Origin of the sequence: Corallococcus macrosporus, assembly GCF_017302985.1 — a bacterium.
Taxonomy (GTDB): Bacteria; Myxococcota; Myxococcia; order Myxococcales; family Myxococcaceae; genus Corallococcus; species Corallococcus macrosporus_A.
This window is the reverse complement of record NZ_JAFIMU010000004.1, coordinates 871,131-883,854: the sequence shown is the minus strand read 5'-3', so window position 1 is coordinate 883,854 and position 12,724 is coordinate 871,131. Positions and strand designations below refer to the sequence as shown.

Here is a 12,724-nt window from a genome sequence, read left to right as displayed (position 1 = left end):
TGGGGTTCACCCCCAGCGGGCAGGAAGGCGGGCGGCCGGTGCGCTTCCACCTGGGCACGAACGACCGGTCGGCTGATGTTGGGATGGACAGAGCGCGCTCGCATCGAGGCGCGAGGAGGAGACCCAAGCGTGAACGCACCTGCCCCTGCGCTGCCCCGTCTGTCGTTCGACTTCCCGGACGGCGCCGAATTCCGCACCGGCGTGAACCACGAGTGGCTCCTGACCAACGGCCGGGGGGGCTACGCCTCCAGCACGGTGGTGGGCTGCAACACGCGCCGCTACCACGGCCTGTTCATCCCCACCGTGGAGAAGCTGGGCCGCACGGTGCTGATGGCGCGCATGGAGGAGGTGGCGCTGGTGGACGGAGCGCGCTACCGGCTCACCTCCGAGGAGCACGCGGATGGAGGCGCGCAGGAGGAAGGTGCCAGGCACCTGCGGCACTTCCACCTGGAGGGGCTGATTCCCGTCTGGGAGTTCGCGGTGGGAGGGGCGCGGCTGCGCCGGCGCTACGTGATGGTGCACGGCGAGGACACGGTGTTCCTCGAGTGGCAGCACCTGTCCGGCCCGGAGGTGACGCTGCACCTGCGGCCGTTCCCGGTGCTGCGCCCGCACGACGGGCCGCTGTTGAAGGACGCGGGAGCGCCCATCGTCACGCTGCGCGGCCCGCTGGTGGAGCTGCGCAACGGCGAGGACGGTCCCTTGCAGCGGATGCGGCTGTATTCAGAGGGGCCCACGCCGTTCGTGAGCCTGGCGGAGACGTCGAAGCCGCAGCACCTGCGGCTGGAGAAGGCGCGCGGGTATGACTTCACGGAGGTGCAGCACTCGCCGGGCTACTTCACCGCGACGCTGAAGCCCGGGGGCACGCTGCACCTCGGGCTCACGACGGAGCCGCCGGTGCACCTGCTGGAGCGCAAGCCCTCGGAGGTCTTCGAGCGGGAGCTGCTGCGGCAGCAGCGTCTGCTGGAGCAGGCCCCGGAGCATGGGCGGTCCGGGGTGCCGGCGCGGCTGGTGCTGGCGGCGGACCAGTTCATCATTGATCCGCCCCGGCCGGCGGACGCCGCATGGGCGCGGTCGATGGGACTGGACGCGAGGAGCGTCATCGCGGGCTACCCGTGGTTCACGGACTGGGGCCGGGACACGATGATCAGCCTGGACGGGCTGACGCTGGCCACGGGGCGCTACCGCGAGGCGGCGGCCATCCTGCGCACGTTCCAGCGCTACGTGCGGGACGGGCTGATTCCCAACTACTTCCCGGACGGGGAGAACGAGGGCGTCTACCACACGGCGGATGCGACGCTCTGGTTCTTCCACGCGGTGGACCGCTACCTGGAGGAGACGGGAGACGAAGCGCTGCTGCGTGAGCTGTTCCCGACGCTGCGGGACATCGTGGCGCACCACCAGAAGGGCACGCGCTTCCACATCGGCGTGGATCCGGCGGATGGGCTCCTGCGGCAGGGACAGGAGGGCTACCAGCTCACCTGGATGGACGCGAAGGTGGACGGCTGGGTGGTGACGCCGCGCCGGGGCAAGGCGGTGGAGATCAACGCGCTCTGGTTCAATGCCTTGCGGCTGATGGCGGACTGGGCGGAGCGGCTGGGCCAGGACGCCGGGCCGTACCGGAGCGCGGCGGAGCGGGCGCAGGTCAGCTTCAACCAGCGCTTCTGGAACGAAGCGGGAGGCTGCCTCTACGACGTGGTGGACGGAGAGGACGGCCGTGAGGACGCGAGCGTGCGGCCGAACCAGGTCTTCGCCATCTCGCTGAAGCACCCGGTGTTGAAGCGCGAGCGCTGGGCTCGGGTGCTGGAGGTGGTGCGCCGGGAGCTGGTGACACCGGTGGGGCTGCGCAGCCTGGCGCCGGGGAGCCAGGACTACAAGCCGACATACGACGGAGACCTGCGCACCCGGGACGCGGCCTATCACCAGGGCACGGTGTGGGGCTGGCTGATGGGCCATTACGTCGACGCGACGTTGAAGGTGGCGCCAGACCTGAAGGCCGCGAGGGCCCTGCTGTCTGGAATGGAGGTCCACCTGTCACACGCGGGCATTGGACAGATATCGGAAATCTTCGACGCGACGGAGCCCTACCGTCCGAGAGGCTGCTTCGCCCAGGCCTGGAGCGTGGCGGAGGCGCTGCGGGTGTTCAGCAAGACGAACGTGGGGTAGTCATGCGCGCATGGCATCCGCGGTCATCACCCCGGCGAATGCAGCCGGTCTGAAGCGTGTTCGGCAACTGGGTCCCAGGCCCCTCCCCGTCCGCTCGGCACAGAGCATCGGCTTTGAGCCTCGGGGCACCCGGTTGCTCGAAAACTTCCGGCAGGGTTCATACATCCGGTGGTGGAACCTGGAGACGGCAGCGGACGTCCCCATTGGCTCGGTGAAGCTGAAACTGGAGCCTCCCGTGGCCCTCTTCTGCGGCCCGGATCGCATCGTGTGCGCGGGACCGCCGGTCGCCAATGCCGCGACACCCTGGCGGCCCCGGCTCCTGGCCTTGTCCACGGCGGACGGTTTGCTCTGTCGTGAGGAAACCCTCTCCGCACCGGCCACCGGGCTGGCCGTGTCCAGGGACGGCATGCTGCTGGCCCTCCTGGAACGTGGCGAGGCATTCCTCTGGGACGTGGCGGCCTGGAGAGGATTCGCGGCCTGCAAGGCATTGAGGGGGATGTCGAGGTCAAAGCATGTGTGTTCTCCCACGACTCACGATTTGCAGCCGCGGTGGTCACCGACCATGAGCAGGAACAGGCGTTTCTCTACCTCTGGGACCTGACGACGGACCGCCATCCGTGGATTCTTCCCCTCGGGTTTGCCTTCGCGGAGAGCGTTGCATTTCATCCCACGCGACCGCTGCTCGTCGCGGGAGGCATCCACGAGATGGTGGTGGTGGATGTGAATGAGCGTCGCGAGCTGAAGAGGCTCAACGACGTCCACCACTACGCGAGCAACCTCGACTTCAGCCCGGACGGGCAATTGCTCGTTTCGTCCGCTGACGGTCGCGGCTTCGTGCTGCACGACTTCGAAACGGGTGGATTGCTGTTCAGCCACTCGGACGATAACGACGAGCAAACGAGTGACGCTGTCTTCTCACCCGATGGCCGCTTCATTGCCTGGGCCCAGGGAGACGGAACCGTGGGGCTCTGGGGCATAGACTGAGGTACGGATTGCGCCAACCTCTCACCTTACCCGCTGCCCACCCTCAGCACGAGGAAGTTTGCCGGCAAGCCCTCATGCGCGAACACAGCACGAGACAAAGACTGCAGGCGACGACCGCAATGATGTAGATCTGCCGCGCAATATTATAGATGGTGGCCGGCATGTCGTATCGGAGGTAGCCGTGGGCATCAGCATCCGCGACCCCACTCCTGCCCCATGAAACACCACTCCGACAGACTAAATACAATCCACCCAAACATTCAAAAAACAAAAAGACAAGACCATGACAGAAAAAAACAGAATCACAGAAGCAAGATACCGAGAACTCTTCCTGCTAGACCAAGACCCAACAAGCGACAAACCCAAAGAAGTCCTGGATAAACCCAAAGAGGCGCTCAGGCAGGCCTTGGAAATCCGGAAATTCGAAATTGAATTATACTGGAAGCGCGCTACTTACTTTTGGACTTTTATCGGTGCGGCATTTGTGGCCTTTGGCGTGTTCTACAATACGACACCAGCCAAGGGGACCTCTGCGGTAGAAACCAGAGAACGAGCATTAGTACTCATCTCATGCATCGGCTTCGTGTTTTCCCTTGCTTGGTACTACGTCAACAAGGGCAGCAAGTTCTGGCAAGAGAACTGGGAAAACCATGTCTCCCTACTGGAAGACGCACACATAGGCCCTTTGTACAAGTCCAGAGCTGAGCGCCCAGCGGCAGCCACTGCCTCCTGGAAAGACCGCATAGCGTACTCACTAGTCGCCCCAGCTCCCTTCTCCGTCTCGAAAATCAACCAAATAGTCAGCATTTTCGTGACGATCATCTGGGCACTCGTACTGATCGACTCAAGCCTGCTGGCTGAATTTCTCGCCGACTTGTTTTCAAGGGTGGACCAACAACACCCCTTCACCCCCAAGCTCATTGCCGACTTGATTTTGTGGGCAAACCCACAATACGCCTTCACTCCCAAACTTCTTGCCGACTTGATTTCGTGGGTTATTTCACAATACGCCTTCACTACCAAACTTCTTGCCGACTTAATTTTGTGGGTGAATTCACAATGCGCCTTCGCAACCAAGCCTCTTGCCGACTTGGCTTCATGGATTCAGTCGCAATACAGATTTGCCCCCAAAAAAGCCATCCCAATTGCGCTTGCCCTTCTTGCATGGCTTCTCTTTCGGTGGATCGGGAAAAGTCATCAGGGCGATCACCACCCCGCCATCTACCTGAGAACTGTAGCTATCGACAACCCAACCACGTCGCCCCAGGAAAAGAACAAGACTTCCCATGAAAATAATTGCAAACATGAGGCTCCAGCCATACAGCCTCAAGAACCCACTCCTCCACCAAAAAAACACCAAAACGCCAAAACGCCAAAACGGGAAACAAAAACATAAACGGCAGACAGCGCCTAAACACCAAGAACAAGAAAAAATCCTAGCTCAGGCAGGTCTTGCACGGCAATTCCAACATCCCCAGGGGCGAAAGGGCAGTGACGGAATTCTCGCAAAGAGCGAGCCGGCATTTGCTGGGAGCTGTTAGATACTGGCGAGGTGTTGCTCGATTACACAGACAATAAACACCTTCAGTCGAGTGACGCTGTCTTCTCACCCGATGGCCGTTTCATTGCCTGGGCACAGGGAGACGGAACCGTAGGGATGTGGGGTGTGAGCCCCGTGCCTTGACGATCCAGAACCCGACATGAAATGAACCCTTCCGCGGTGGAGGGAAGGTCACTTCAGGGGGAAAGCCATGGGCATCACCCGTATCGGATACACCGGGTTCGTTGTCACCACGGCCATCTTGATGGTCCGCGAGGGCGTCACGGTGGAGGCCGCCGGGGTCTTCCTGACAGTGGCGCTCGCCGGAAAGTGGGCGTACTCCCGACTCACCCGCACCGAGCCCCCTCCGACGAGTGACACCCTGCTCGGTGCGCACGAGGCCCCGCCGCTTCCAGCCCCGGAGGAGGTCCTGAAGACGGAGTGGATCACCAAGCGAGAGCTGGCCATCGTGGGAACCATCGCGGTGGTGGGCGTCATCCTCTACCTCAGCCGCGACAAGGGAGGCTCCATCCATGTCGTGGGCAGTGACGTCTCCCTATGGGTGGGTGTCAAACCCGCGGAGTCGGCCCTTCGCGTCGGTCGCCACTTCACCTATCCGGTTCCCAGTGGGCCCCACATCGGCCGAGTCCATGACTCGGCCGTGGGCGTCGGCAATGACTTCCAGCTCCGGGTCCAGGAGGGTGAGTCCTTCATGGTCTCCACAAGTCCGGCCCTGTGCATCGTCCGCATCGACATGGCGGCTTTGAAGTACGGCCAGTCCCCAGGCGCCACACCGCCCGTGATGGCCCGCTTCACGAACCCGTCCAAGCCCGTCCTCATCCCCCAGAACGCGTTCCTGGACGTCGAGGAGCTGCCTGCCACCCCGCCCGAAGGCCCGAGCCCCAGCCTGCTGACGCTCATCTCCTGCGCCCATGCCCGGGACGACAAGAGCGCCTGGACCGCCGTGAGGACCCGCCTTCCCGCCATCCACGAACTGGCCCAGCGCGCGGGCTACACGGACGAGCAGCGGGAACTCACCGCTACGGACACCCCCTAGCATGCTCAGATTCTTCCGGCACGTTGCCAATGGTCACGGACTGGAGGCCCTGGCCTGGATCCTGGTCGGGCTCCTCATCCGGTGGGTGCTCGTCTCGCTGATTGAATCAAGGGAATCCAAGCCCACTCAAGACACGCGCCTTGGCGCGCAAACACCGGAGCCACACGCACCCGAGCCCCCGTTGCCATCGCCGTCCCGGGGGATCTCCGCGCTGATAAATCCCTGGCTCGTCGGGGGACTCATCGTCGCGGGGCCCTTGCTGTTCCTGGTGGCGCAGGGGCTGAACGGGCAAGAGGAGAAATCAGGCCGGATCCATGTCGTGGCCTCGGGCTCCAATCCAGCAGGCGAGGTCGAGCTGCGCGTGGATGGCATGCCCGTGCCGGCGGCCCTGCAGTCGGGCCCGCACCTCACGTTCCCGGTCCCGGAGGGGAAGCACGACCTCCGCATCGTGGATGCAGCCCTGGGTGACGAGCACGAACTCCAGGTCGAACTCCGGCCGGAGGAGCCCCTCCTGGTGCTCGCGCATCCGGACCAGTGCGCCGTGAAGGTCGACATGGCGACGTTGACCTATGGCCAGCCGGCGCGCTCCATGCCCACGCGCATGGAAGGCGTCACCGTGCGGGCGCTTCCCGTGGCCGGCCGGATGACCCACATGAAGGTCGCGCCCCTCTCCGGGGATGTGGCGCTGAGATTCAACGAGCTGCCGGAGGCACTTCCTCCGGGAGGAACGGCCACCGTGCTGCTTTCCCTCCCCTGCCAGTTCGTCGGGGATGACCGGACCGCATGGCGCGAGCTGCGCACGCGCTTCCCCGGACTTGAGGAGTCGGCCCGGCGCGTGGGCTACACGGAAGAGGATCCCACCCCGGGTGAAGTCTCCGCCATGAACGATGCGCAGCTCTTGGAGCTCTTCGAGCGGCAAGGCGCCGCGCAGGCGCGCGAGACGCCTCCCTGAGCTAGGGTGCGCCGCCATGGCGACTCCGCGGTACTGGTTGATCAAGAGCGAGCCCTCCGTCTACGCGTACGCGAAGCTGGAGGAGGACGGCAGGACGGAGTGGACGGGCGTGCGCAACTTCGAGGCGCGCAACAACCTCAGGGCCATGACGCCCGGGGACCTGTGCCTCTACTACCACTCCAATGAGGACAAGGCCGTCGTCGGCGTGGCGTGCGTCCTCTCCAAGCCGGGCCCGGACCCCACCGCTCCCGGTGAGGACTGGGCCTCCGTGGACGTGGGCCCCGTGGTCGCCTTCACCACGCCGGTGACGCTCGCCACCATCAAGGCCACGCCCGCGCTCAAGGACTTCCCGCTGCTCACCCGCAGCCGCCTCAGCGTGACGCCCACCCCCGTGGAACACTTCGAGCTCGTCCTTAAGATGGGCAAGACGAAGCTTCCCAAGACGGCCGCGGCCAAAACCAAACCGAAGGCCAAGCCCCGAGCCCGCCCATGAGCGCAGCCCGCGAAGTCCGCGCCGACTTCGACCGAGCCACCATCGTGATGTACCAGGCCTACTCCGACGCCATCGCGGACGTGGCCGTGAAGCAGCAGAAGTTCGGCCCGCCGTTCTCCGTGGGCCGGATGACGTGGATCAAACCCAGCCTCCTGTGGCTCATGCACCGTTCCAACTTCGGACGGAAGAGCGGCCAGGAGCGCACGCTCGCGGTCCGCATCAAGCGCTCCGGCTGGGAGGAGGCGCTGGGTTCGGCGGTCCTCACCGGCTACGAGCCAAAGGCCCACGGCTCCCCGGACGCGTGGCGCAAGGCCTTCGAGTCCGCGCCCGTCCACGTCCAGTGGGACCCGGAGCGCACGCTGCGCGGCGCGGGCCTGCCCCACGACAGCATCCAGGTGGGCCTGAGCCGCGCCGTCATCCAGCGCTTCGTGGACGACTGGACCGTCTCCATCACCGACCTCACGCCCCTGGTCCAGAAACTGCGCAAGCACCTGGACGACGGCCGCGCGGACCAAGCCACGCGCCTCCTGCCGAAGGAGTCCGTCTACCCGGTGCCCCCGGAGCTCGCCCGGCGCCTGGGAATGTGACGGGAGTCCGGGGAATGTCCGCCTCTCCAGGATGGGTTGTAAGGCCCTGACAACGGTGGGCCTCCCCTCCTGGCCCTCCGTGGAGCCAATCCTCAATCCACGAAGGGCTGACGCATGTTCGCGTATCGGGTTCTGTGTGTGCTGTTCCACGCGTGTTGGGCGGCGCTGAACCCTCTCCCGAGACGCCGTGCCGTCGCCGCCATGGTCAGCCTGTGCGCTGGCCTGGCACAGGCGCAGACCACGACCTTCGCCGAGCTGTCCAAGGCCGTGAAGGCGCCAGGCGCGGTCACTGCGATTGGCACCGACCTGTTTGGCGATCAGGTCAACCTCTACAGTGGGCGCCTGGAGTTCGTGCAGACCGACGTCAGCCTTCCCGGCAACAGCAAGCTGCCCGTGGCCGTCGGGCGCAGGTTGATCACCAGTACTCCCGGGCTGAGCGCACGGCCATTCGGCAGGTGGCTGCTGGATATTCCTCACATCCACGGGGTGTTCGCCAGCCGGGATGGCTGGAAGGGCACCGACGGAACCCATGCGCGTTGCAGCAGCTTCGGCGCGCCGCCGCCGGCCCTGGGCGCCAACAACTCCGGCCATTGGGATGCGGAGGAGTTCTGGCAGGGCAACTCCCTCTACATTCCCGGCGAGGGCGACCAGCAATTGCTGCGGCGCAGCCCCGACAACACCCTCGCGCCGGGCCCCGTCGACAACTATCCGATCGTCACCAGCAAGTTCTGGTCGGTCAGCTGCCTGCCGACCCTGGCCACCAGCTCCATGCTGGGAGAAGGGTTCCTGGTCACTTCACCGGATGGGACGCGGTATCGCTTCGACCAGCTCGTGACCTACCGCGCGAAATCGCTGAGCAAGCCCGACGGCTTCTTCCGCGTCGCCGCCCAGCCCTATCTCGACCGCGCGGAGGTGTGGCTGCTTCCCACGCTCATCACCGATCGCTTCGGCAACACGGTGCAATACACCTACGACCCCGCCAATCCCGAGAATGTCACGACGATCAGCGCGAGCGACGGGCGCGTGCTCCGGCTGTCGTATGGCAATGCCAGCAGCCCCAAGGTCATCTCCTCCGTCACGGATGGGGTCCGCACCTGGACGTACAGCTATCGCTCGACGAGCCAGGGCGTCCCCGACCTGAACCAGGTGACCCTCCCGGATGGGACCAGCTGGCAGTTCAGCGGCACGGACCCGCTGTTCCAGGAACTGCTCTACCTGGGCGGCCCCAGTTGCGAGTACCCGGCGAACCTCAATTCCTACGTCGTCGCCGGCACCATGCGTCACCCGTCGGGCGCGAGCGGCAGCTTCACGCTGACGCCCACCACGCATGGCCGTTCGAACGTGTACAAGCAATGTTGGAACTACCCGGACGGGTCCAACTTCGCGTTGGTGCCGCGCTATTTCTATACCTATGCGCTGACCCGCAAGGACATCTCCGGCCCGGGGCTGAGCAACATGGCCTGGACCTATGACTATGGCCCGACCAATGCCAGCTGGGAGCCCTGCGGCGCTGGCTGCCCGTCCATCAAGATCGTGACGGTGACCGACCCCCGCAGTGAGCGGACGCGGTACATCTTTGGCAACAGCTACAACGTGTCGGAAGGCCAGCTACAGCGAGTGGACACCGGCTGGAACGGCACGACCGCGCTGAGCACCCGGACCCTCCGTTACCGCGCGCCGGACGCAGGGCCCTATCCCTCGCGCGCGGGCACCGCCAGCTACAACCTGGGTGACGGCGACCTGCTCGCCCGCTACATGCCGGTGGACGCGCAGGCCGTGACCCAGCAGGGCGAGACGTTCCTGTGGACCGCGAACAGCTTCGACACGCTCGTGCGGCCCACATCGGTGACCCGCTCCAGCAGCCTGGGCTACAGCCGCACCGAGACGACGACCTACAGCGACAACCTGCCGAAGTGGGTGCTGGGACAGGTCGCCACCGTGACCGAGGGCAGCACGGGCAAGGTGATGGAGTCGAACACCTATGACGCGACCACCGCGACGCTGGCGACGGTCAGCCGGTTCGGCGCCCTGGAACAGACGCTGACGTATTACCCGGACGGCACGCTGGCGACCCGCAAGGACGGCCGGAACAACACGACCACGTATTCGAACTACAAGGCCGGCCTGCCGCGGAACACCAGCCATCCCACGGGCACCAGCGAGAGCGCGGTCATCAACGGCATCGGGCAGATCACCTCCACGACCGACGCCGCGGGCTTCACGACCGGCTACGGCTACGACGCAGTGGGCCGGCTCAACCTCATCGCGTATCCCGCCGGGGACTCGGTGTCCTGGAACGCCACCTCGATGGTACTGGAGCCCGTCGGCTTCGCCGAGTACGGCCTGCCCGCCGGACACTGGCGCCAGACGGTCTCCACGGGCAACGCGCGCACGGTCACGTACCTGGATGCCCTGCTGCGTCCGCTGCTGACACGCACCTTCGACGCCGCCAACGAGGCGGGCACGCGCCGCATGGTCCTGCGACGCTTCGACATCAACGGCAGACCCACCTTCGAGTCCTACGCGCAACGCACCCTCAACGACGTCAGTGAGACCCCCGCCGGCACCAGCACCGCCTACGATGCGCTGGGCCGTGTCACCAGCCTCACCCTCGCGAGCGAGCTGGGCAACCTGACGACGACAACCCAGTATCTGGATGGCTTCGTGCGGCGCGTGACCAGTGCCCGCAGTCAGGTGACCGACACCCGCTTCTGGGCACTGGACCAGCCCTCCGAGGGAGCGCCGGCCACCATCGTCCAGCCGTATGGCCTGACGACGACCTTCACGCGCAACGTGTTCGGGCAGACGACGGGTTTCACGCGCGGCGTCGACGGCGTCTTCTCCACGCGCACCTACGCCTATGACGCGAACCAGCGCCTGTGCAAGACCATCGAGCCCGAGACCGGCTCCACCGTGCAGACGTACGACGCGGCGGGCAACGTCGCCTGGCGCGCCACCGGACTGTCTCTTCCGTCGACGAGCACCTGTGACAGCGCCAGCGTCCCAGCGGCCCGGAAGGTCACGTATGGCTATGACGCGTTGAACCGCGTGACGAGCACGGTCTTCGGAGACGCCAGCCCATCCATCACGCAGACCTATACGGCGGACGGTCTGCCGCTGACGAACACGTCCAATGGCGCGGTCTGGACCAACACCTACAACCGCAGGCGGCTGCTGGAGGAGGAGCGGCTCACCTACGGCGGCAAGACGTACTTCATCAACCGCGCCTATGACGCCAACGCGTCGCTGGCCAGGCTGACCTATCCGGACACGGCGCGCACGGCCATCACGTATAGCCCCAACGCCCTGGGTGAGCCGACCCTGGTGAGCTACTACGCCAACGACATCACCTATCACCCCAACGGGGCCATCGCCGGGTTCGTCTACGCCAACGGGCTCGTCCATACGATGACGCAGAACACGCGCGGCCTGCCCCGCCAGGTCAGCGACACCAGCGTGCTCAACGACGTCTACAGCTACGACGAGAACGGCAACGTCATTGGCATCGCGGACCAGCAGCAGGGCGTGAGCACGCGCAACATGGCCTATGACGGGCTCGATCGCCTCTACAGCGTCAGTGCGCCGAACCTGTGGGGCACGGTCACGTATAGCAACGACGCGCTCGACAACGTCATCTCGACCACGGTGACCGCGGGAGCCACGGCACGCACGAGCGCGCACAACATCGACTACGCGCGGAACCGCTTGAGCAGCGTGTCTGGCAATGCCGCGCCGTACAGCTTCAGCTACGGCTACGACAGCAACGGCAACATCACGCAGCGCGGTGGCCAGACGTATACGTTCGACCTGGCCAACCGCATGACGTCCGCCACCGGGAAGGCGACGTATTCGTACGATGGACGGGGCCGGCGCATCCAGATCGTCAAGACGGATGGCAGCAACCAGACGCAGCTCCAGCTCTACACGCAGGACGGCCAGCTGCTCTACGGGACCACGACGGTGGGAGCTTCAGCGCCCGTGGAGAGCAAGTACGTGTATTTGAACGGCACGCTCCTGGCGGACATCGGCGTGTCGTACATCCACACGGATGGCCTGGGCAGCGTGGTGGCGCGGACGGACTCGGCGCGCACGATCCAGAACCGCACCTATTACGAGCCGTATGGCCTGACACATTCCGGGGCTCAGCCCACGATTGGATTCGCGGGGCACGTGAACGACAGCGCGACCGGCCTGACGTACATGCAGCAGCGGTATTACGACCCGGTGGCGGGGCGGTTCTTGAGCATCGATCCGGTGACGATGGATGCGAACACCGGCGTCAACTTCAATCGTTACAACTACGCGAACAACAGCCCATACAAGTACATCGATCCGGATGGCCGGTTCTGGGTGCCCGTAGCAATGGCGGTCGTCTCGATGGGCATTGAAGTTGGCAGCCAGATGTTCAGCAACAGGAGCAGTCCGACCGCGAAACTGGAGGCCGGGCCGATTGTGGTTGCGGGCGTTAGCAGTGTGGCCATGGGGGGCGTCGGAGGAAAGCTTGCGCAAATGGCGCTCCGGGGCGAGATCACAGCCGCGGCCGCTGTCTCCTATACGAGGGCAGCCGGGGGAATCGCGGGCATGGGCGGCGCCGCCGCGGGAACCGTGGGGAGCCCCAAATCCCCCGACATCAAGAGCACGTTGATAGGCGGGCTGACCGGTTACCTGGGGGGAGCCGTCGGAGGGAAGATTGATAACGCGTTTGGAAGCGTATTGACGAAGCTGTCAGGCACCCTCGAAACCAGTCATCTGGCGACGACCACCATTTCATCGGTTACCGGCAACACGCCCGTGAAGCTCGGCACCAACATCGGGATGGAGGCGACGAAGGTGGCGGCGGATGTCGTCACGAATGGCGGAGGGAAGGAAATCGAGAAGCGCATGCCCGATTGAGCACGTGGGCACGAAGGGAGCCGGGCCCCCGGCTCCCTGGAGTTGTTATGTTCCG

The 12,724-nt window shown here is 65.0% G+C and carries 8 protein-coding genes; all 8 read left to right on the top strand.

Going from position 1 to position 12,724, the window contains the following annotated elements:
- Positions 1–129: 129 nt before the first annotated feature.
- The 8 genes from JYK02_RS08815 to JYK02_RS08780 all read left to right on the top strand — a co-directional run bounded on the left by JYK02_RS08815 (position 130) and on the right by JYK02_RS08780 (position 12,669).
- A complete protein-coding gene (locus tag JYK02_RS08815) occupies positions 130–2,163 on the top strand; it encodes an amylo-alpha-1,6-glucosidase (RefSeq protein WP_207050449.1) in 2,034 nt (677 codons plus the stop codon).
- Positions 2,164–2,679: 516 nt separating this feature from the next.
- Positions 2,680–3,147, top strand: a complete 468-nt coding sequence (locus JYK02_RS08810; RefSeq protein ID WP_207050448.1) for a WD40 repeat domain-containing protein — start codon at positions 2,680–2,682, stop codon at positions 3,145–3,147.
- Positions 3,148–3,430: 283 nt separating this feature from the next.
- Positions 3,431–4,543 carry a hypothetical protein gene (locus tag JYK02_RS08805; protein WP_207050447.1) on the top strand — a complete coding sequence of 371 codons (1,113 nt, stop codon included), beginning with the start codon at positions 3,431–3,433 and terminating at the stop codon, positions 4,541–4,543.
- Between the two features lie 355 nt (positions 4,544–4,898).
- A complete protein-coding gene (locus JYK02_RS08800) occupies positions 4,899–5,744 on the top strand; it encodes a hypothetical protein (RefSeq protein ID WP_207050446.1) in 846 nt (281 codons plus the stop codon).
- 1 nt (position 5,745) lies between these two features.
- Complete coding sequence (locus JYK02_RS08795) at positions 5,746–6,696, top strand: hypothetical protein (protein ID WP_207050445.1); 951 nt, start codon at positions 5,746–5,748, stop codon at positions 6,694–6,696.
- A gap of 16 nt (positions 6,697–6,712) precedes the next feature.
- Positions 6,713–7,189 carry an EVE domain-containing protein gene (locus JYK02_RS08790; protein ID WP_207050444.1) on the top strand — a complete coding sequence of 159 codons (477 nt, stop codon included), beginning with the start codon at positions 6,713–6,715 and terminating at the stop codon, positions 7,187–7,189.
- Positions 7,186–7,776: a DUF4291 domain-containing protein gene (locus JYK02_RS08785; protein ID WP_207050443.1), complete on the top strand. Its 591-nt coding sequence runs from the start codon at positions 7,186–7,188 to the stop codon at positions 7,774–7,776. Before JYK02_RS08790 ends, JYK02_RS08785 begins: the two co-directional genes overlap by 4 nt.
- A 486-nt stretch (positions 7,777–8,262) precedes the next feature.
- Complete coding sequence (locus tag JYK02_RS08780) at positions 8,263–12,669, top strand: RHS repeat-associated core domain-containing protein (protein ID WP_207050442.1); 4,407 nt, start codon at positions 8,263–8,265, stop codon at positions 12,667–12,669.
- The last annotated feature ends 55 nt before the right edge of the window (positions 12,670–12,724 follow it).

Coding starts and splice junctions, on each gene's coding strand:
- JYK02_RS08805 (WP_207050447.1), top strand. CDS start 3,431: ATGACAGAAAAAAACAGAATCACAGAAGCAAGATACCGAGAACTCTTC.
- JYK02_RS08800 (WP_207050446.1), top strand. CDS start 4,899: ATGGGCATCACCCGTATCGGATACACCGGGTTCGTTGTCACCACGGCC.
- JYK02_RS08795 (WP_207050445.1), top strand. CDS start 5,746: ATGCTCAGATTCTTCCGGCACGTTGCCAATGGTCACGGACTGGAGGCC.
- JYK02_RS08790 (WP_207050444.1), top strand. CDS start 6,713: ATGGCGACTCCGCGGTACTGGTTGATCAAGAGCGAGCCCTCCGTCTAC.
- JYK02_RS08785 (WP_207050443.1), top strand. CDS start 7,186: ATGAGCGCAGCCCGCGAAGTCCGCGCCGACTTCGACCGAGCCACCATC.